The sequence below is a fragment of the Rhizobium sp. TH2 genome (assembly GCF_024707525.1).
Taxonomy (GTDB): Bacteria; Pseudomonadota; Alphaproteobacteria; order Rhizobiales; family Rhizobiaceae; genus Rhizobium_E.
Genome location: NZ_CP062231.1, coordinates 4,196,154 through 4,216,504, shown reverse-complemented (window position 1 = coordinate 4,216,504; position 20,351 = coordinate 4,196,154). Strand labels below are relative to the sequence as shown.

The window sequence follows — 20,351 nt, the reverse complement described above, 5'->3', positions numbered from 1 at the left end:
GCGGGAGGGGTGCCGCCGGTTAGCCCCTCCCCCTTGTGGGGAGGGGTTGGGGCGGGGTACTAATTTGTGACTCCACGGGAATGATCGATATGTCCGAACCAAATCCAAAGCGCCGCCTGCGTTCCCAGGACTGGTTCGACAACCCTGATTACATCGATATGACGGCGCTTTATCTCGAGCGCTTCATGAACCAGGGGATCACGCCCGAGGAATTGCGCTCCGGCAAGCCGATCATCGGCATCGCGCAATCGGGCAGCGATATCAATCCATGCAATCGCCATCATATCGAACTGGCCAAACGGGTCCGCGACGGCATACGCGACGCGGGCGGCATCGCCATCGAATTCCCCACCCATCCACTGTTCGAGAACTGCAAGCGGCCGACGGCGGCGCTCGACCGCAATCTCGCCTATCTCGGCCTGGTGGAAGTGCTTTACGGCTATCCGATCGACGGCGTGGTGCTGACGACCGGATGCGACAAGACCACGCCCTCGGCGCTGATGGCGGCCTCGACGGTCGACATACCGGCGATCGTGCTCTCGGGCGGTCCGATGCTCGATGGTTGGCACGACGGCAAGCTCGCGGGTTCCGGCATGGCCATGTGGCAATCGCGTCGGCGCTATGCGGCAGGCGAGATCGACAAGGAAGAGTTCATGGAGGCGGTGCTCGATTCGGCACCTTCCATCGGTCATTGCAACACGATGGGCACGGCCTCGACCATGAATGCGCTGGCCGAGGCGCTCGGCATGTCGCTGACCGGCTGCGGCAACATACCGGCCGCCTATCGCGAGCGCGGTCAGATGGCGTATCGCACCGGGCGTCGCGCCGTCGAGATCGTGCTCGAGGATCTCAAGCCCTCCGACATCCTGACGCGCGAGTCCTTCCTCAACGCCATCCGCACCAATTCGGCGATCGGCGGCTCGACCAATGCCCAGCCTCATCTGGCCGCGATGGCGAAGCACGCCGGCGTCGAGCTTTATCCCGAGGACTGGCAGGTCCACGGCTTCGATATTCCGCTGCTCGCCAATGTCCAGCCGGCCGGTGCCTATCTCGGCGAGCGCTATCATCGCGCCGGCGGCACGCCTGCCGTGATGTGGGAACTGCTTGAGAACGGCAAGCTGAACGGCGACTGTCGCACCGTCACGGGCAGGACGATGGCCGAGAATCTCGAGGGTCGTGAAGCGAAAGACCGCGAGGTGATCTATCCCTACGCCGCGCCGATGATGGAGCGCGCGGGCTTCCTCGTGCTCAAGGGCAATCTTTTCGATTACGCGATCATGAAGATGAGCGTGGTCTCGGATGATTTCCGTCGCCGCTACCTGCAGGAACCGGGTCATGAAGGCGTGTTCGAGGGCAAATGCGTGGTGTTCGACGGTTCGGAGGATTATCACAAGCGGATCAACGATCCCGCGCTCGGCATCGACGAGAAGACGATCCTGGTCATTCGCGGCGCCGGTCCCATAGGCTGGCCAGGTTCGGCCGAGGTCGTCAACATGCAGCCGCCGGATCATCTCCTGAAGCGCGGCATCAAGAGCCTGCCCACCATCGGGGATGGCCGCCAGTCCGGCACGTCGGACAGTCCGTCGATCCTCAATGCCTCGCCGGAAAGTGCGGCGGGCGGCGGGCTCGCATGGCTCAGGACCGACGATGTCATCCGTATCGATTTCAACCACGGCCGCTGCGACATGCTGGTGGATGATACCGAGATCGAGCGGCGCAAGGGTGACGGTATTCCCGCCGTACCGCCGGACGCCACGCCTTGGCAGCGCATCTATCGCAAGACGGTCAATTCGCTCGCCGAGGGCGCCACGCTCGAAGGTGCGACGGAGTTCCGGCAGATCGCCAGGAACCCACCGAGGCATAATCACTGAACGTGTAAATGCGAGCCGTCACAGGCGGAAGCGAGACAGGATTTTATAAGGGATTTGCGGGCGCTTGGCCGGCTTCTTGGATAGAGCCTCCATTTAACAATGAGCGGCTCTGGAATGCAGGCGGCCGGCCCAACAGGGTCGGCCGCGAATAGTTGTCAAGCCTGGGCTTCGAGAAGACTGGTCACAGACAGTTGCAGCGCCGGGGCAATGCGCTTCAGGTGCTGCATATCGATCTCGATGCCGTCTTCGATGCGGACAATTTCCGCGCTCGTAAGGCCGCATGTCACGGCCAGGTCTTCGATGCTGTATCCAGCGGCCTGGCGGCTCGTTCTGACACGGTTTGCCACAAGCGACACGTCGATAATGGCGTTTTCGGATTGATCCAGATGATTGAGTGAAATGTTCATATAAGGTCCTTCGTATTCTATCTGTCGAAACCGGCAGATCCCCAATGCTCAATTCTGCCCTCTTTTGGACACACATCTATTATGCTGCGTGTGCGAAGAGAGCAAGAGCGGATAGGTAGTGTTTTGTTAAGAACTGCCGCAGTTGCGAACGGTGCGCAAACCCCGGCATATTGATCGCGGGAGGCGGATCGCGATCGCGATCGCCGATCTTCTCCTGCACTATTTTGCCGACAGGACGACCGGACCTGCGACCGCGTCGGTGACGCCCAACCCGCTGCCGAGGTCCTCGAGGGTCTCGCGAAAACTGTCGAGCGTGGCAATCATCTGGGGCCGGCTGCCTGCCAGTGCCTCCATGCTATCCCACTCCGCGACAATGCAGTAGCGACCTTCGCCTGTCTTGATGATGTTGGCGTGACGCAAACCCGACCAGCTATCGGCGATCTTGCCGTGCGCATCGAGAAAGGCGGCCTCCATGCCAGGCTTGACTTTGAAACGCACGATATTGAACGCGATCATCAATGCCTCCGTGTGCAACGTCGAAATGCGTATTTTGGGGCAGGCTGGCCGGGCAAGTTTCGTTGAACATCGCCTTCCCCCTGCGTTCAAACTAGCACGCCGAAAGGAGGTGGGATAGCTGGAACAGGCCGTTGGAAACGATGAAATGGTGCGGTTCGCAATGACAATGCATCGGCAGTGCCGGCAAAACCACGCCCGATCAAAACTATGGAGAAGTGGGGAATGGTACGGTTGGGGGGTCTCGAACCTCCGACCTCAGGAGCCACAATCCTGCGCTCTAACCAACTGAGCTACAACCGCATATCCACTGGAACGCTCTTAGCATTCTTGGGCGTGACATACGAGGGGTAAGATTTTTTTTCAAGCCCCTCGGCCGCTTTTTTCAACTTGAGGCAATTTATAGCGCGACCATGGCCACCAGTCTGTGCCGCAGGGAACAGAAAGGCCGGGCATTGCCCGGCCTCATACGCTTCACTAGGGACGCGTTACTGATATGCGATAGCTCAGGCGGTCATCTTGAAGGACGACATGGCCTTCTCGGCGGCATCCTTGCCCGGCTTGGAGACGTTCTCCGCAACCTTCTTGGAGGTCTCGGAGAGTGCCTTGACCTGCTCGACAGCGGCTTCGGCCTGCTTGCGGAAGAAGGAGGTCTGCAGTTCGAAGAATTCGGAGACCGACTTCACGCCGAGCAGCGATTCGAGATGGGCGAGCGAGGTCTCGGTGTTGGTGCGGATCATGCCGATGGCGGACATGCCGAGTTCGACGGTACCGGCCTGGGCGCTCTGCAGCGTGGCTTCAACGGTCTTGCTGGCTTCCTCGGTGACTTCCTTCACCTTGGCAAGGCTTTCCTTGGTCTTGGAAGAGCTCTTCTCGGCGAAATCGCGGAAGGTGTCGGAGAACTTCGACGGGTCGAAGGCGGAGAGGGAGAATACGTCGTCGGAAGCGGTTTTCTTCGCGAATGCCATGTGGAATGCTCCTTGGAATGGGTTGACCGGTTTTTCCGGGTGGTCTCTATTCGATGATCGTCATATAGCATCGATTATTGTGCATTGCAACATAATTCCGCAATGCAGCAAAGTTAACCCTTTCATGCAATTCCCGCATGGCACTGTGGACCCTTCGCCGCAGAGGAGATATTAATGAAGAGTTAACATCGCGTTTACCAAGTTTTGCGTTCCAAGGTCCGCCATGCCGCAGGTTCAATACCCATTCATAGATGTCGCCGTGCACCCGGCGGTGCGCGCCCGCTTTGCCGCGGGTGAGGCGATCGCGCTGTTCTCGCGGGACATGAAGGACGTGCTGTGGGCCAACGGCGAGGGCGCCCGCCTGTTCGGCCATCGCGCCATTTACGATCTTATCGACAGCGGACCGGACCGTGGCGGCGTAGCCTATCGCCAGTTGACGGCGACTGCCGCCCAACTGGTCACCGTCGGCGACAAGCGTGGTTTCGTGATGCGTATCGCGAGCGGCTTCAGCACATCGGCGATGCAGGCGGAAGTCAATCTGGTTGCAATCGGCGGCGAGCCGCTGGTGATGTTCTCATCGCCGGTATCGGGCGGCACGGCACAGCATCTCAAGGGCATGCTGCAGGGCTTCGACGATCCCGACACCCACATGGCCGTGCTCGATCGCGACGGCGAGGTTCTCCAGGCATCGCCGGGGTTCAGTTCGATCGGCATCATGCAGGATACGGCGCGGGCGCTGATCGTGGCCGCCAGCCGCAGTGCCGATGGCCTGATCAAGCGGCCGGTGCCCTCTGGCTCGGGTTATCTTCCGGCGGCGATCGGCAAGCTGTCCGACAATCTCTATCTGCTGTTCTGTGTCGAGACGTCTCTTGGCCGGATGGATGCACCGGATGACGAGGTCGAGGACGACTCAGCATTGCCGGACGCCTCGGAACTGCGTAACGAAACGCCGGCGTTCGTCGCCGCTGCCGCGCAACTGGACGACGGCGTGCCGGCGCAAGCCGAGACCGATGTCACCCTGTCCGAAGTTGTGGATAGCGGGGATACCGACATCGGCGAGAACGATCTGCCATCGGTTGCCGCCGAGGATGTCATCGAGCCGGTAGCCGATGAGGTTCATGCCGCTGCTCTGCTCGACGCCGAACAGGCGCTCGATATCCCCTCGGAGAATACCGCAAATGAAGTCGATGAGGGCGAGGCTCCGGAGGACATCGCCGATCTTGCCGCCATCGATGGCGCCGATGAAGACCAGATCGAAGCGGCGTCCGTGATGGAGACCGTGACCGATCCGCGAATTCTTGAGCATGCCGCCGATACCGAGCAGGCGTTTAGCGAGACGGTGGATGCCGGGACGATCGAGGACGCCGTTGCCGATGCCGAAATTGACGTGGCCGCTGACACGTCCGCAGAAGTGTTTGCCGAAGAAAACGAAGATACCGACAAGGAAATCGTCTCTCCGGAATTCGCCGAAGCCTCCGACGAGGCCACTGAGGCGCCGGAAGATTTTGTCGAGACGCACACTTCAGAAAGTGAAGCTGTCGAGGAAGCACCCGTCGCGGAAACCCTGGTGGAAGGTTCTTCAGAACCGCTTCCGACGAATGCCGCTTTCGCGTTCGATCCCGGCAGTCGGCCGGTACGCTTCGTCTGGAAGCTCGATGCGCATGGCAGTTTCGCCGAGGTCTCGGACGAGTTCGCGCGCACCGTCGGTCCCCGCTCCGGTGATATCAACGGCCAGTCGTTCCGCGATCTCGCGGCACTCTTCGACCTCGATTCCGACAACGAGATTGCCGGCCTGCTCGATCGCCGCGACACCTGGTCGGGCCGGACGATCAAATGGCCTGTCGAAGGCACGGATCTCGTCGTGCCGGTGGATCTCGCTGCACTTCCCACCTATTCGCGCAATCGGGAGTTCGACGGTTTCCGCGGCTTCGGGATCATTCGCGTCAGTGACGCCGAACAGGATCCGCATGCTTTCGGCCTGACTTTCGCTACCGATGACTCCGAGGAGGACGACGTTCCGCTGACGGTCGATGGCACGTTCGAACAGTCCGCTGGCGACCAGCCGACGGCTGACGAGCCTTTGCCTCCGTCACAGGACGAGTTCCAGGGCGAAGTGCCGGCCCTCAACATCGTTTCCAACCCGCTGGGCAATTTCTCGGACAAGGTCATTCAACTCGAGGAGCGCCGCGCCAAGAGCATACGTGACGGGTTGAGCGCCAGCGAACAGGCGGCGCTCAAGGAAATCGCTCGCCAGCTCGAGCCTTTCGGCAAGCGGCCGAATGACGACGTGGTGAAGTCGACCAGCGGCCTGCTGCAGGGCGGAGATGACGACCGGACGGATCGCGACGATCGCGCGCCGGCCGATGATGTCGTCGATGCCGAAGGCGCAGGTGCGCAGGATATTGGTGCCGACGGCCGCGAGCATGATGAGCAGGCCGAGGACCCCTTGATGGACGAAGAGCGCGTCCAGACCATGTTCGAGGATCTCGGCACCGGGCCGGGCCTGACGGCGTACGCCATCGACCTCGTGCCGATGGCGATCCTCATCCATGCCGGCGACCGGCTGATCGAGGCGAATTCGGAATTCAGGCGCCTGACGGGTTACGACAGCGTGGCGGCGCTCGAAGGCGCCGGTGGTCTCGATGCGCTGATCACGCGGCGCGAAGGCCCGGATGCCGGCGTCTATCTCGTCCGCGCCGATGGCACGCAGATACTGGTGTCAGCGCGGCTGCAATCTGTTCGCTATGACAGTTCCAGCGCCCTGATGCTGGCGGTCACGCCGGCTGCCGGCATGCTGGCCGTCGTCGCCGAGCCGGAAATCATCGGCGAGAGCGAGGCGGCGCGCAAGCTCGCGGGCCTCAAGGTCGAGGTCGAGGAAATGCGCTCGATCCTGGAGACCGCCACTGACGGCGTCGTCGTCCTCGATACCGAGGGACGCATCCGTTCGATGAACCGTTCGGCCTCGGCGCTGTTTAATTTCGACGACGCCGAGACCCGCGGCAAGCCATTTGCCATGCTCTTTGCCCATGAGAGCCAGAAGTCGGTGCAGGATTACCTCGCTGGTCTATCGGGTCACGGCGTTGCCAGCGTACTCAACGATGGCCGCGAGGTTATCGGCCGCGAATCCTCGGGCGGCTTCATCCCGCTCTTCATGACCATGGGGCGCATGCCGGGGTCGAACAGCTATTGCGCCGTGATGCGCGATATCACCCAGTGGAAGCGCTCCGAGGAAGAACTCAAGGCCGCCAAGCGCGCCGCCGAGACAGCCAACCAGCACAAGAGCGATTTCCTTGCCCGCGTCAGCCACGAAATCCGCACCCCGCTCAATGCGATCATCGGCTTCTCCGACATGATCGCCAGCGAGCATTTCGGCCCGGCCGGACATGCGCGCTATGTGGAATATGCAAGCGACATCGGCCGTTCCGGCCGCCACGTGCTCGATATCGTCAACGACCTGCTCGACATTTCCAAGATCGAGGCGGGCGAGATGGATCTCGAATTCGCCGCTGTCGGCATCAACGACTGCGTCTCGGAAGCCGTATCACTGGTGCAGCCGCAGGCCAATGCCCAGCGGGTGATCATCCGCACGTCGCTCTCGCAATCGGTGCCCGACATCGTGGCCGATCTGCGCTCGATCAAGCAGATTTCGCTCAATATCCTGGCCAACGCCATCCGCTACACGCCATCAGGCGGCCAGATCGTCGTGTCGACGGCTTACGAGCCTTCAGGTTCGGTGACGCTTCGCATCCGCGATACCGGCGTCGGCATGTCGAAGGGCGAGCTCGACCAGGCGATGAAGCCGTTCGGCCAGGTCTCGTCCGGCACCCGCCAGCGCGGCGACGGTACGGGCCTCGGCCTGCCGTTGACCAAGGCAATGACCGAAGCCAACCGGGCGATGTTCTCGATCCACTCCGCCCCGAACGAGGGGACATTGGTGGAAATCACCTTTCCGCCCCAGCGCGTGCTTGCGGACTGAGCGCGCCGGGCATAGAAGGCCAGGCTGAAACCTGACCTGGGGACGCCAGTTTGGACCTGCCGGCCGATCATGCACGCACGCCGCTTCTCAAGCGACAGCAGCACCCCTTGCTACAGGGGGCAGCGGTTCTCTTTTCATTGATCATCATCGTTCCACTGGCGGCGATCGTCTGGATCGCGCTGACCGGCGGCACGGCGGACCTCGTGCATGTCGCGACCAACATCCTGCCGCGCGCACTGGCGCGGACAGCGGCGCTGCTGGTCCTGATCAGCATCGCCACGGCCGTCACAGGCATCGTTGCCGCATGGCTGACGGTGTCGTTCGAATTTCCGCTGCGGCGGCTGCTCACCGTGGCGCTGGTGCTGCCGCTCGCCATGCCGACCTACCTCGCGGCCTATGCGGCGGGCGAGTTCTTCGATTTCACCGGCCCGCTGCAGACTGCTGTCAGGGCGATTTTCGGCTTTTCGCGGCCGAGCGAATACTGGTTTCCGGATATCCGATCGCTCGGCGGCGCGGTTCTGGTCATGGGCTCCGTGCTCTACCCTTACGTCTATCTTGCCTGCCGGTCGATGTTTCTGTTGCAGGGCCGTTCGGCGGCGGATGTCGCTCGCACGTTGGGTGCGTCGCCCGTCCGGGTGTTTTTCCGGGTGCAGCTTCCCATGGCGCGGCCGGCGATCGCGGCCGGTTTGATGCTTGTCATGATGGAGACGCTCAACGACATCGGCGCGGTCGAGTATCTCGGTGTCAACACGTTGACCTTCGCGATCTATGACACCTGGCTCAACCGGGGGAGCCTGTCGGGCGCGGCGCAGATCGCGGCGGTGATGCTGGTCTTCGTTGTCCTGTTGATTCTCGCGGAACGGCACGCGCGGCGCAGCCAGCGCTTCGCGGGCGGCAAGACGACGACCACGGTCCATGATGCCGCGCGGGTCCAGCTGAGAGGCGCGCGCAAATGGCTTGCTACGCTTTTCTGCGTCCTCCCCGTTGCCGCAGGTTTCCTGATTCCCGCCTTCGTGCTGGGCGGCTATGCCGTCAAACGGCTCGACGTCCTGTTCACGAGCCGGGTTCTCTCGGCACTCTGGAATACCGTGCTGGTGGGATGCGCGACGGCCGCAATCGCGGTGACACTTGCTTTTGTCCTGGCTTATTCAGCCCGTGTAGGGCGCAACGGGTTCACGACGCTGGCCGCGCGCTCGGCGGCATTCGGCTATGCGATTCCCGGAACGGTGCTGGCGATCGGGATGCTCATCCCGCTCGCATCGCTCGACAACACGATCAGTGCGCTTGTAAAGCAGGCTTTCGGCTTCCAGCCGGGCCTTATCATGTCGGGCACGATGTTCGCCATCGTCTATGCGCTGACGGCGCGGTTCCTGACGATGGCTGAGGGCACGGTGGAGGCGGGCTTCCACAAGCTGCCCGTCAGCCTCGATCATGCATCGCGTACGCTCGGCCGCACGGGCGGCCAGACGCTGCGCGCCATCCTGATCCCCGCGATGCGGCCGGCTGTGCTGACCGCGGCCCTTCTCGTCTTCATCGAGACGATCAAGGAATTGTCGGCGACGATCCTGCTTCGGCCGTTCAATTTCAACACGCTGGCGACACTGGTCTATGAGGACGCCTCGCGCTCCCAGGTGCCGGACGCTGCCGTGCCGGCGCTGATCATCATCGTTGCCGGCCTGGTTCCCGTCGTGATGGTTTCCCGCTCGCTCGACCGCGTGCGATAGCGCGTCAGCTTTCGAGGCCCAACATGCCTGCCGCGACGAATTTCAGCGCCATCGCATAGGAACGCTCAAGTTCGCTCCCCGAGTAGCGTCCGCCCGAAAGCGCATCGACCCGCTGGTTCTGCGATACGACTTGCAGGCCGAGCTGAAGCGTGAATGAAAAGCCGCGATAGAGGGCCTCGTCGGACAGGCCCGGCCTCAGTTCTCGCAGTCGCGCGACGAACAGGTTGGCGGTTTCGTCGAAATTGGCGCGGACGAGCTCATGCCAACGGTCGGTCATTGCCACCTTTGAGATCAGGCTGACATAGGCCTTCCAGCCGTCGCCGCCATTCAGCGTCTGGGTGAAGAGCGGCCGCATGAAGGCATCGAGCAGAGCCTCGACGCTCGTGCTCTCCTCGCGCTGGAGTTCCTCCAGCCGTTCCAAGCGAATCCTGTTGAGAATATCGGCCCTGCGGGCGACCACGGCGCCGAACAGGTTGTCCTTGGTGCCGAAATGATAGCTGGCAAGCGCCAGCGTCACGTCGGCGCGATTGGTAATGTCGCGCAGCGAGACCGTATCGAAGGTCTGGGCGCCGAACAGTTCTTCGGCGGCGTCAAGTATCTTTTCCTTGGTCTGGTCGCCATTGGCGCGCGTGACCGGCACGGCGCCCGATTTGGCACCTTTTGTCTTTTGCATTCGTGCGACCCCCACAATCGTCACTGGTTTATTATGGCCGGTTCTGGGACCGGCTTCAATCAAAGCCTATTACGGCAGAACGATCACAAAGAACAGCTTGCCGAGCACTTCAAATCCCTGCTTTATATGCATCAATGCCAAAATCAAAAAGGGGAATGGCAATGCAGGCTGGGAGTATCGATCTCAAGGCAAAATCCAAGGTGAAGGAGTTCGGCCGCATCCGTAGGCTGGACAAGAGCTCACGCATTTTCCTGGTCGCCAATGGCGAGGGCGAGATGCTGGAAATGCTCGGTTCCTTCGTCGGCGAAGAGATCGAGGGATCGCATTTCACGTCGCTCGCCGATGCGCTCGAGGTCGAGCATGTCGATGATCTCCTGGCGCTTGTCGAGCAGGTGCCGAAGTATCTCGGTTCCATCCGGCTGTTCGGCGTGTTGATCGATGCCGATCCCGCAACGAGCATGGTGCACAAGGCGATCATCGTCGCCGAGGAGGGCGAGCGCCGGCGGGTAATCGTCAAGAAAGACATCAGCGGGATCTTCGAGGACAGCGTCAACGCGCTCGAGATTGCCAGCTGGGTCGAGGCGAAGTTCTAATTGTGGCCATTAGGCCGTCACTGTGGTTGCCTTGAAATCGCGGCCGTCTCGCTTCGGCGATGACGGCTGCTTCGCGTGATCAATAGTTAACCCGGCCGCCAGTCGAGCACTTCCTCGATAATTGACTGCTGTCCGTGCATGCAGTGATTGACGGTGCCGGCGCCACGTCGGCCGCGATCGAGGGTCGCGATGACCTGCTCGGCACCGCGCCATTTGGGCCTCTGGCCCGGCGAAGTGAAATAATCCCACGTAGCATGGATTTGCCGTTGTCTCGCGGAAAGCGGTTGAAGCCAAGGGAAGTAGATTGCAACGTGACGCGACATGAAGATAGGTGCCCGGCCGAGTGAGGGCGCCGACAATGCGTTGACTTTGCTACGCAAACAGTTGGCTGGGGAACCTGGATTCGAACCAGGACTAACGGAGTCAGAGTCCGTGGGTCTACCGTTAACCTATTCCCCAATGGCTGAGTGATCAGCGTCCTGGTCCGGATCGTGGTGCGCGTTCATAGCGCTTGTTTGCCTCGGCCAGGCAAACCCGTAGCCGGTTTCGAGCGCCTTCTAACATATTCGCCGGTCCGATCAAGTGGTAATTCGAAAGGATTTCCACAAGGCGGGATGAGTATCGTTCGCTATCGGGTGCGTTTGCGCCGGCCAAAAAGAATTTGGCGATTTCGTGACATGCTGATATGGTCGCGCCAACGTCAAAACAAGCATGCGCCTGCTGCGACTTCCAAGTCTTGCGCGGCGCGAATGGACAGTAAAAGTGCACGACCCCGATTCCGGCGCGAAGCCGTATGAAGCGGGTGTGTCGGATGCGGGGCAAATGCCGGGATCACAGAGATCCAGGCGCGGCAAGCGGAAGCGCAAGAGAGGCAGCGCGAACGCCCAGCCCCCCGTAACGGTCGCGGCGCCCCAGGCGCCGGCCGGTTCGGAACACCCACAGAGCAATCCTCCAGCGGGCAGCGGCCCGAAGAAGAAGCGCAGGCGGCGTTCGCGTGGCGCCAATGCTTCTGCGCGTCCGGCCGATGCTGGCCGGCAGCAGGCTTCGAATAGCGGGCAGGATGGCACGCGTCCCGGCGGCCAGAGGCAGAGCAAGCATGGTCACGACGGCGGCCATCGCCGCTTGCAGGCCCGCCCGCTGCCGCAGAACACGCCGCCGAAGGAACAGCCGCGCCAGGTTGCGCCGCCTGTCGCGCAGCAGCCGGTTCAGCGCGACCAGCGTCCGGAGCAGGCACAGCGGCATCACCGCAATTTCCATCCGGAGCAGGATGGGCTCTATGCGGCGCTCGATCTCGGCACCAACAATTGCCGGCTTCTGGTGGCGCAGCCGACGCGCCCCGGTCAGTTCCGCGTCGTCGATGCCTTCTCCCGCATCGTCCGGTTGGGCGAGGGCCTGGGCGCCAGCGGCATGCTGTCCGAAGGCGCCATGGACCGTTCGGTCGAGGCGCTGAGGATATGCGCGGCCAAGCTCGCCTCGAAGAACATCCGCCGCATGCGCCTGATCGCGACCGAAGCCTGCCGCGCGGCGGGCAATGGCGAAGTCTTCCTGGAACGCGTGACGGCCGAGACCGGGCTTTCGCTTGAAATCATCAATCGCGAGACCGAGGCGCGCCTTGCCGTGTCCGGCTGCGCTTCGCTGATCGGCCGCGAGGCGCGATCGGCCGTGCTCTTCGATATCGGCGGCGGCTCGTCGGAGATCGCGGTGCTGCAGATAGAAGGCCAGCGCCAGCCCCGTCTCGCCAATCACATCACGCACTGGACATCGCTCCCCGTTGGCGTCGTGACGCTGTCGGAGCGGCATGGCGGCCAGCATGTGACGCCGGAGATCTTCGAGGACATGGTGCGCGAAGTATCGGGGATGCTGGATGCCTTCGAGGCGCCACATGCCTCGGCGCTCAACGGCGCCGACTCGGGCTTCCACATGATCGGGACGTCGGGCACGGTCACCACGCTTGCCGGCGTCTATCTCAACCTGCCGCGCTATGATCGCCGCCAGGTGGACGGATTGTGGATGAGTGCCGACGAGGTGACGTCGATGCAGGACAAGCTGGTGTCGCTGGATTTCGAGGCGCGGGCCGCCAATCCCTGCATCGGCCCGGATCGTGCGGATCTGGTGCTGGCTGGCTGCGCGATCCTGGAAGCGATCCGCCGCCGCTTCCCCACGGATCGCATGCGCGTTGCAGATCGGGGCTTGCGCGAGGGCCTGCTCACCGAGATGATGGCCGATGACGGCGTCTGGCGCCGTTCCAGGGCGCGACCGCCCTATCAAAGAGGGAACTGATGGCAAAGCCTCCGGAATCAAGCCGCGGCGCCGGCCGCAAGATGCTCACCCAGCGCATCAAGAAGACCAAGCTCAAGGAGAGTTCCCGCCGCTGGCTGGAGCGTCACATCAACGATCCCTACGTGCAGCGTTCAATCGCCGATGGTTATCGCTCGCGCGCGGCCTACAAGCTGCTCGAGATCGACGAAAAGCATCATATCCTGAAGGGCGCCAAGCGCATCATCGACCTGGGTGCGGCGCCGGGCGGATGGTCGCAGATCGCCGCGCGCGTGACCAATTCGACCAACGACAATATCCGGGTCGTGGCGATCGATTTCCTTGAGATGGACAATATCGGCGGCGTCCACTTCCTGCAGATGGATTTCCTCGACGACGCGGCGCCCGGCTTGCTGATGAAGGCCCTCGGCGGCGAGCCAGATCTCGTGGTGTCCGACATGGCGGCGCCGACGACGGGTCATCAGCGCACGGACCATATCCGCACCATGCATCTCTGTGAGGTGGCGGCGCATTTTGCTATTGAAGTTCTTGCGGAAGGCGGGCATTTTCTTGCCAAGACTTTCCAGGGCGGCACGGAACGCGACCTTCTCAACTTGCTGAAGCGGAATTTCAAGCAGGTTGTACATGTGAAGCCCGGTGCTTCACGTGCGGAATCGGTCGAGATGTTCCTGCTCGCCAAGGGTTTCAAAGGACGGCATGCCGAGGCAGCCGATCAGGAGTGAGCATGCTTCTCTACGTGACGGTCGGCACGAACAACCTGGATCGGGCGATCGAATTCTACGATCCGGTGCTCAGGACGCTGGGTTACGAGAGGCTGTTCACCAATCACGACGAGGCGGGTTATGCATCCCAGCGCGATATCCGCTGCCGGTTCTGGGTCGTCTATCCCTTCGACAAGCAAGAGGCGAGCGTCGGCAATGGATCGATGACGGCGCTTCTCGCGCCGGACCGGCCAGCCGTACGGGCCTTCCATGCCGCTGCCCTTCTCTATGGCGGCACGGATGAAGGGCCACCGGGTATTCGGCCGTTCCATGAGAATTTCTACGGCTCCTATGTCCGCGATCCCGATGGCAACAAGCTGTCGGCTGTTTGCGAGGCCCCCGATAGCGCCGACGACAGCCGTTCGGCGAAGGTCACCTGAGCAGCGTAGCGGCGGCATGGAGCGCGTTGCGGAGTTCCTCCGGCGCGTAGGGTTTGGAGATGATCGGATAGGCGCGCAGATCGGGGCGGACACCTTCGTCCCCGTATCCCGTCGCGAAGGCGAAGCCGATGCCGCGCGTGGCGAGCGCGTCGGCGACTGGGAAGACGGTTTCTCCCCGCAAGTTGACGTCGAGCAGCGCAACGTCGAAATTGCCGCTCTCCTCGATCCAGCTCAATGCCTCGCTGACTGAAGCCACGCTCGCGCCGACTTCGAACCCGAAATTGTGCAATATGTCCTCGGCTTCCATCGCCAGAAAACCTTCGTCCTCGACGATCAGGACGCGCAGTGGGGCACCTGTCGTTGCGTCACTCATGTCAGGGGAAATTCCATTTGGCAATCGAGGCCCCCTGGGGCGAAATCGAAGGTAACCTTGCCGCGGAGATCCCTGGTTATGCTGCTCTCGATGATCCGGGTACCGAACCCCGGCACGCGCGGAGTGGCAACCGGAGGCCCCCCGACTTCCCGCCACCGAAGGCGGAGCCGCGGCGTCTTACCGTCGGAAACGCTCCAGCCGAGTTGCACTTTGCCAGGGAGGACGCTGAGCGCCCCATATTTTGCCGCGTTTGTGGCAAGCTCGTGTAGCACCATTCCCAGCACAGGCGCTATTCTTGGTTCCAGAACGACGCTCTCGCCTGAAATCTCAAACCGACCCGAATCCAGATCGCCATAGGGCTGCAACTCCGCGGCGAGAAGATCATCGATCGCCAGGCCAACCCAACGGGATTGGGTGAGAAGATCGTGTGCGCTGCTGAGCGCTTGTATCCGGCCCTGGAGCTTTTCGGCAAATGCCGCCGGGTCGCTCGTTGTCCTGAGTGTCTGGGCGGCGATCGCCTGCACCGTGGCCAGGGTGTTCTTTACGCGGTGGTTGAGTTCGTGGATGAGCGTGCGCTGTTCCTCCTCGGCGCGTTTGCGCTCACTGATGTCGACCAGCATGTTCACGGCGCCGGTAACCGCGCCTGACGAATCGCGCAAAGGCGTCGGGAATGGAATGAACGGCACGCGTGTACCGTCCGGGCGCTCCGCGATCGCTTCCGCACCGCGCACCGGTCTGCCTTCCTTCAGCGAGACCGCCATGGGGCATTCGTCATGCGGCAGCGGTGTGCCGTCGGGTTCGTAAAGCTGCCAGGTGACGCACCAGGAATCGTTGCCGAGTTCCGGGCGCCGGCCTGAAAACTCGACAGCGGCTTCGTTGAAATAGGTGATCCTGCCTTCGGAATCGGTCGTGTAGAGCGCGGCGGGCAGTGCATCGAGAATCTCGCGGGCGTGGTGGCTGCGCTCAAGCAATGTTGCCTGTGCCTCCAGCTCTTTTGTCACGTCCACAGTGAAACACCGCGTATTGAGGAATTCGCCCTCGCCGAAATGGACGTTGGATGTGATCTGCACATGCTTGATCGATCCGTCGCTGGCGCGCAGCCGCGCGGGATAGCGATCAAGCCGTTCGCCGGCCGAGAGCCGGCGAAGAATGTCCTCGATGACCGGTTCGTCGATATGAAATTCCATGATCTTGCGCCCGACATAGTCTTCGGCGGCGTAGCCGAGCAGGTCGAGTTCAGCTCTGTTGGCACGCAATATGGTGCCGTCGCTCGAAACCAGATGCAAGCCGACCGCGCCGTTGTCGAAGAAATCCTCCAGATCCTGCTGGCTGCGGAGAAGATCGTCTTCCGCGTGCTTGCGGGCGGTTATGTCACGAAAGCAATTGACTGCGCCCGTGATATTGCCGTGGGCATCCCGCAAAGCCTCGATGTCGGCAAGGACGGTTCGGCGTGTGCCGTCAGGACGCTCTATGACGATCTCCTGCCCGTGCATGGGCACGCCGCTGTGCAATATGGCAGCCACTGGCGTTTCGTCATGGGGAAGGCGGCGGCCATCGACGTGATGGTGCCTGAAGGCGCCGCTGAAGCGGTCGTTGATGTCACCCGGTGTCGGAACGCGGCCCCAGAGTTCGGCGGCATGACGGTTGTAGCGCAGAATGGTCCCGTCGCCGGCGCAGACATAGACCGCAGCCGGAATGGCATCGAGAATCGATTGGTCGGCAGAAGCGAGCGCCCCGATGCCCGATTGACGGCTCGCGAGAGTATGGACCACCTCTTCCGCGGGTTGCACACTTACTGACATCTTACAATTTCCTTAGGGAAGCCGCGCCAACAAGAGGGAACTCCGATGAAATACCAAAGTTCCGAAAGAATAGGCGAAAGGTAGTGGGAGCTTACATCTTGTCGAGTCAAGCGGGCGGTCGCTCTCGATCCTGTGCCCGAAACGGCTCTGCCCGAGCCCGGTTTCAGTCGAAAGATCGGGATAGCTGCGAGCGCATTGAGCACCGCCACGCAGACCAAGGCAATGTGGAAGCCGCACTAATTTTCCGTGACGTCGAAGTGCGCAAGCCGCTCGTTCGCCTGCTCTTCGAGTTCGGCTTTGCGTTGGACCGACAACTGGCGCCAGTCGATATCGGCCAGCGCCGCCGCCATCGCATGCAGCATGTTGCGGGTGATGATATCGCCGAAGCGGAATCGCAGCCGCGCATAGGCCTCGACAGCGCCGATCGCGCGAAGGTCGTCGAGCGTATGGATGTCGATCTCGGCCAGCCACGCTTCCGATTTGGGGCCGAGATTGCGCATGGCTTCAGCCGGCGCGGCGGAAGCGGGCGATGGCGCTGCGTTCGATCGCGGCAGCCGTCAGCTTGTCCAGTTCGAAACGCGCGCGCAGCATCTGCAGAAAGCGGATTTCGGTCGCGTCGAGATGCAGGTCGGCAGTGGCGATCTCCACCGCCAGCGAATAGGCGGTGTCATAAAGGCGGTGGGGCAGCGCGTCCTTGACGATCTCGAGCGCGATATCCATGCCCTCCGGGCCGGCAACGATCGCCTGGACGTCGCGCGCGATCGGGATAATGCGCTCCGGATCGAACCCCTCGAAAACCGGAAGGAAGCTCGCCAGCCGGCCGATGCGCTTCAGCTCGATCTCGGGCATCTTGCCGTCGGCAGCCGAAATCATCACCATCACGTAGATCAGTGCCTCGTGCACCGTGACTTCTTTTGCCATCACTTCCTGTCCCTGGACAATTCCTTGGCTCCAGTTAGAGCCCGGCGAGTGCGAAATCAAGGCATTCGCGGGCTTGTCCGAGCAAATCGCTCTCGCCGCGACCAAGCGCAGTGCGCGGCCCACGCGCCGTATCAATAATTCTGATGCAAGGGCCTGATTTTCTCATTTGATTTCGCGTGGCCAGCACAGGCAGAACGGGTCACCGAATCGATGGGGTGTGGTGTGCAGAAAAAATGGGCGACGAACGCCGAAGCTATTGTGTGGGTTCTGCTCTCGACCGGCATATTTTCCCTGATCTTCGCATCGGGCAAGTTCGCGGGTGATACCGCGTCCGTCGTGCAGATCAACTTCCTGCGCATGATCGGCGGTTTTATCGCGCTCATGGCCATCGTCATCTTCAGCGGCGCTCGCCTCGGGAGCTATCGCAGCAGCCGGTCGATCGCGCATTTCATGCGTGCCGTCCTCGGTGTCGGCGGCGCGGTGCTGGCCGTCCAGGCCCAGACGGATATGCCGACCGTGGATGCGACCGCCATGGGCCTGCTCTATGTGGTCTTCGTGCTGATCCTGGGCATGGCCGTCTTCCATGAGCGCATCGGACGCAAGCAGTGGAGCGGCATCCTGCTCTGCTGCGCCGGCGCCGTCGGCATCATGGTGTCGCGCGGGGCGTTCCAGCATTTCGACCCGGCTTATGTACTGCCGGCGAGCTTTGCCATCGGAGGCGCTGCCCTCTTTGCTGTCGAGGGCCTGCTGATAAAGCATCTCGCCGTGCACGACCGGCCGATGGTCCTGCTCGTTCACGTCAATGTCTTCGGCATGCTGATGCTCGCGATCCCGGCCTGGATATGGTGGGAGCCGTTGCCGCTCAAGGACTCGCTGCTCTACATGGCACTCGGGCCCGTCGGTGTCTTCGCGCAATATTGCACCATCCGCGGCTATGGCATGGCGGACATTTCGATCGTCGGGCCAGTCGATTACAGCTGGCTGATCTTCGCGGCCCTGATCGGCTGGTATTTTGGCGAGATTCCCACCTGGGGCGTGGCCGCCGGCGCGGCGCTCATCGCGGTCGGCGGTATCGTGCTCGCCACCGTGAAGCCGGCGCGCGAAAAGCAGCCGGTGCTGGAGCTTCAATAGGGATGGAGAACGGCCTTACTGGCTGGCCCAGATGATGCGGGCGATCCATTCGACATCCGTCATCTCGAGCGTCCGGCCGGGATGTTCGGGATTGAGCGACATCAGTTCGATCGTCTTGGGCGTCTGGCGGATCAGCACCTTTGCCATCACCTCGGCCTCGCGGGTCTTGACCACGACGCGGTCGCCGCGCCTGACCTGCGCGCCCGGTTCGACGATCAGCACGTCGCCATCGCGATAGAGCGGCATCATGCTCTCGCCCTGGACTTCCAGCGCGTAGCAGCCGGCCTTCTGCGCCGGGGAGACCGGGAAATCCACGACATCCCAGCCCTGTCCGGCCGGAAATCCGCCATCGTCGAAGAAGCCGCCGGCGCCGGCCTGGGCAAAGCCGAGCAGGGGGATGCTGGAGAGCTGCGGCGGAAAATTGCCATCGGGAATCGCGTTCCTGCGACCGCCCATGAAGCTCATGAAATCCTCGATCGAGGAGCCGGTCGCGCCCAGGATCTTGTGGATCGACTCGGTCGAAGGCCAGCGCATCCGGCCGTCCGCCGAATGACGCTTCGACTTGTTGAACGATGTCGGATCGAGTCCGGCCTTGCGCGCCAGTCCTGACGGCGTCAGGTCGTGATGCCTGGCAAGCTGGTCGATCGCGTCCCAGATTTTGTCATGTGAGAACATGGCGGGTCCGTCGTGAAATGCGGCAGGGGCGCCTCTCGTGGCACCCGGATGATCGGAATATTATCCCTTTCCCAGGCTTTCGTAAAGAGTTTAAGGAATAAAATCCTGAATAATTCTGTTGATTAGGGACCCGCCGGCGCGGCCCCGATCTTCGCCATCTGGATCACCGCCTGGGTGCGGCTGTCGACATTCAGTTTCAACAGGATCGCCGACACATGCGCCTTGATCGTGGCCTCGGAAACCCCGAGTTCATAGGCGATCTGCTTGTTGAGCAGGCCCTCGCCGATCATGCCGAGCACGCGCGTCTGCTGCGGCGTCAGCGTCTTCAGTCGCCCAATGAGCGTTTCGATCTCAGGATCGTGCTCGCGTTCGGCATCGAAACCGGGCGGCGTCCAGAAGCCGCCTTCGAGCACCGTGTCGATCGCCTGGCGGATCTCGTCGATGCCGCTCGATTTGGAAATGAAGGCTGATGCCCCGAGTTCAAGCGCGCGGCGGATCGTGGTCGTGTCGTCGCTTGCCGAGATCACCGCGACCGGAATGTTCTGGTGCTCGGCGCGCATCATCATCAGCCCGGTGAGCCCCGAGGCGCCGGGCATGGAAAGATCGAGCAGCATCAGGTCGGCGTCGGGATGTTCTGTCGCGGCGCGGCGCGCGCTGTCGAAATCCGCCGCCTCGACGATTTCAGGGCCGCCCTCGGCACTGCCGAGCGCCTGGCCCAACGCGCCGCGAAACAGCGGGTGGTCGTCAGCAATGATGATCGTGGCAGCAGAGCCCATCGTGTCCCCCGGCTCGCCTCCGGCTCCTCCCATCGGCGTCCTTTTGTTCTTTTGCCGGGCAGCGTTTACGAAAAGCTTTTATGTTGCAAGCGAAAAATCCGGATTTGCCGGTCTTTACAAGGCCGTTCCGTCCTTGCCGGGCGGGTCGTCGAGGAAGCGCCGCATCCATTTCTCCATCGTATCGAGCGTGCGATCGAGATCCTTCTGGTCCGGCAGGCGGATCTGGTCGCGTTCGAGGATCGCGACCTTGCGTTCCATCGTCGCGAGCCGGTTCCTGAGGTCGTCCATCTCGGCCTCGGTCGCGGCCTTCTCCGTGGTATCGACGCCGACCTCCTCGCAACGAAGCGTCGGATCGAAGTTCCGGCAATAGAGCATGGCGCCGGTCGCGGTGTCGAGCCTGACATAGCCGTCGATGGCCGGACTGATCTGGTAGCGGCCAACGGGCGCATCATCGGCAACCGCAGCGAGCGGCAACATGCAAAGGGCTACAACGAGAGGCATGGCGCGCATCGTATCTCTCCCTGAACTGG

19 protein-coding genes and 2 tRNA genes are annotated in these 20,351 nt (G+C 62.2%); 8 read left to right on the top strand and 13 right to left on the bottom strand.

All coding sequences use genetic code 11. The features are described from left to right. Window positions 1-89: 89 nt before the first annotated feature. Window positions 90-1,871, top strand: coding sequence for an IlvD/Edd family dehydratase (locus tag IHQ71_RS20875; protein WP_258158350.1), 1,782 nt, complete (start codon window positions 90-92; stop codon window positions 1,869-1,871). A 155-nt stretch (window positions 1,872-2,026) separates the two neighbouring features. On the opposite strand, the gene IHQ71_RS20870 is transcribed toward IHQ71_RS20875, so the two are convergent. The 4 genes from IHQ71_RS20870 to IHQ71_RS20855 all read right to left on the bottom strand — a co-directional run bounded on the left by IHQ71_RS20870 (window position 2,027) and on the right by IHQ71_RS20855 (window position 3,759). Next, a complete protein-coding gene (locus IHQ71_RS20870; RefSeq protein ID WP_258158349.1) occupies window positions 2,027-2,278 on the bottom strand; it encodes a helix-turn-helix domain-containing protein in 252 nt (83 codons plus the stop codon). Between the two features lie 219 nt (window positions 2,279-2,497). Then, window positions 2,498-2,794, bottom strand: a complete 297-nt coding sequence (locus tag IHQ71_RS20865; protein ID WP_258158348.1) for an antibiotic biosynthesis monooxygenase — start codon at window positions 2,792-2,794, stop codon at window positions 2,498-2,500. 223 nt (window positions 2,795-3,017) lie between these two features. After that, window positions 3,018-3,094: transfer RNA gene (locus IHQ71_RS20860), tRNA-His, on the bottom strand. A gap of 203 nt (window positions 3,095-3,297) precedes the next feature. After that, a complete protein-coding gene (locus IHQ71_RS20855; protein ID WP_258158347.1) occupies window positions 3,298-3,759 on the bottom strand; it encodes a phasin family protein in 462 nt (153 codons plus the stop codon). Between the two features lie 223 nt (window positions 3,760-3,982). On the opposite strand from IHQ71_RS20855, the gene IHQ71_RS20850 reads away from it, so the two are divergent. After that, on the top strand, window positions 3,983-7,735 hold the full coding sequence (locus tag IHQ71_RS20850; protein WP_258158346.1) for a PAS domain S-box protein: 3,753 nt from the start codon (window positions 3,983-3,985) through the stop codon (window positions 7,733-7,735). Window positions 7,736-7,785: 50 nt separating this feature from the next. Beyond that, window positions 7,786-9,459: an ABC transporter permease gene (locus tag IHQ71_RS20845; RefSeq protein WP_374989893.1), complete on the top strand. Its 1,674-nt coding sequence runs from the start codon at window positions 7,786-7,788 to the stop codon at window positions 9,457-9,459. 4 nt (window positions 9,460-9,463) lie between these two features. On the opposite strand, the gene IHQ71_RS20840 is transcribed toward IHQ71_RS20845, so the two are convergent. Further along, entirely contained in the window at window positions 9,464-10,132 is a 669-nt protein-coding gene (locus IHQ71_RS20840; protein ID WP_258158345.1) for a TetR/AcrR family transcriptional regulator, read from the bottom strand. Between the two features lie 161 nt (window positions 10,133-10,293). Between IHQ71_RS20840 and IHQ71_RS20835 the strand changes: the two genes are divergently transcribed. Then, a complete protein-coding gene (locus IHQ71_RS20835; protein WP_258158344.1) occupies window positions 10,294-10,725 on the top strand; it encodes a hypothetical protein in 432 nt (143 codons plus the stop codon). Between the two features lie 385 nt (window positions 10,726-11,110). On the opposite strand, the gene IHQ71_RS20830 is transcribed toward IHQ71_RS20835, so the two are convergent. Continuing rightward, a tRNA-Gln gene (locus tag IHQ71_RS20830) sits at window positions 11,111-11,184 on the bottom strand. A 252-nt stretch (window positions 11,185-11,436) separates the two neighbouring features. On the opposite strand from IHQ71_RS20830, the gene IHQ71_RS20825 reads away from it, so the two are divergent. The 3 genes from IHQ71_RS20825 to IHQ71_RS20815 are packed head-to-tail and all read left to right on the top strand — an operon-like array spanning window position 11,437 to window position 14,143. Continuing rightward, window positions 11,437-13,005 (top strand): exopolyphosphatase, encoded by a 1,569-nt coding sequence (locus IHQ71_RS20825; RefSeq protein ID WP_258158343.1) that lies wholly within the window; start codon window positions 11,437-11,439, stop codon window positions 13,003-13,005. Beyond that, window positions 13,005-13,724, top strand: coding sequence for an RlmE family RNA methyltransferase (locus tag IHQ71_RS20820; protein WP_258158342.1), 720 nt, complete (start codon window positions 13,005-13,007; stop codon window positions 13,722-13,724). Before IHQ71_RS20825 ends, IHQ71_RS20820 begins: the two co-directional genes overlap by 1 nt. A gap of 2 nt (window positions 13,725-13,726) precedes the next feature. After that, the gene (locus IHQ71_RS20815) at window positions 13,727-14,143 is read left to right on the top strand and encodes a VOC family protein (protein WP_258158341.1); all 417 of its coding nucleotides are present in this window, start codon (window positions 13,727-13,729) and stop codon (window positions 14,141-14,143) included. Here IHQ71_RS20815 and IHQ71_RS20810 read toward each other — a convergent pair. The 4 genes from IHQ71_RS20810 to IHQ71_RS20795 form a co-directional block, all read right to left on the bottom strand. Beyond that, entirely contained in the window at window positions 14,136-14,516 is a 381-nt protein-coding gene (locus tag IHQ71_RS20810) for a response regulator (RefSeq protein WP_258158340.1), read from the bottom strand. The two genes, IHQ71_RS20815 and IHQ71_RS20810, sit on opposite strands and share 8 nt — an antisense overlap. Continuing rightward, the gene (locus IHQ71_RS20805; RefSeq protein ID WP_258158339.1) at window positions 14,513-16,318 is read right to left on the bottom strand and encodes a PAS domain S-box protein; all 1,806 of its coding nucleotides are present in this window, start codon (window positions 16,316-16,318) and stop codon (window positions 14,513-14,515) included. The genes IHQ71_RS20810 and IHQ71_RS20805 overlap by 4 nt, the downstream gene beginning before the upstream one ends. A 236-nt stretch (window positions 16,319-16,554) precedes the next feature. Beyond that, window positions 16,555-16,818: a TfoX/Sxy family protein gene (locus IHQ71_RS20800; RefSeq protein WP_258158338.1), complete on the bottom strand. Its 264-nt coding sequence runs from the start codon at window positions 16,816-16,818 to the stop codon at window positions 16,555-16,557. Between the two features lie 4 nt (window positions 16,819-16,822). After that, window positions 16,823-17,239: a tellurite resistance TerB family protein gene (locus IHQ71_RS20795; protein ID WP_258158337.1), complete on the bottom strand. Its 417-nt coding sequence runs from the start codon at window positions 17,237-17,239 to the stop codon at window positions 16,823-16,825. Window positions 17,240-17,461: 222 nt separating this feature from the next. On the opposite strand from IHQ71_RS20795, the gene IHQ71_RS20790 reads away from it, so the two are divergent. Further along, window positions 17,462-18,370 (top strand): DMT family transporter, encoded by a 909-nt coding sequence (locus tag IHQ71_RS20790; protein ID WP_258158336.1) that lies wholly within the window; start codon window positions 17,462-17,464, stop codon window positions 18,368-18,370. A 15-nt stretch (window positions 18,371-18,385) separates the two neighbouring features. On the opposite strand, the gene IHQ71_RS20785 is transcribed toward IHQ71_RS20790, so the two are convergent. The 3 genes from IHQ71_RS20785 to IHQ71_RS20775 all read right to left on the bottom strand — a co-directional run bounded on the left by IHQ71_RS20785 (window position 18,386) and on the right by IHQ71_RS20775 (window position 20,331). Continuing rightward, window positions 18,386-19,045 (bottom strand): helix-turn-helix transcriptional regulator, encoded by a 660-nt coding sequence (locus IHQ71_RS20785; RefSeq protein ID WP_258158335.1) that lies wholly within the window; start codon window positions 19,043-19,045, stop codon window positions 18,386-18,388. 122 nt (window positions 19,046-19,167) lie between these two features. Then, window positions 19,168-19,821, bottom strand: a complete 654-nt coding sequence (locus IHQ71_RS20780) for a response regulator transcription factor (protein ID WP_258158334.1) — start codon at window positions 19,819-19,821, stop codon at window positions 19,168-19,170. A 114-nt stretch (window positions 19,822-19,935) separates the two neighbouring features. Then, complete coding sequence (locus IHQ71_RS20775; protein WP_258158333.1) at window positions 19,936-20,331, bottom strand: hypothetical protein; 396 nt, start codon at window positions 20,329-20,331, stop codon at window positions 19,936-19,938. Window positions 20,332-20,351: the final 20 nt, after the last annotated feature.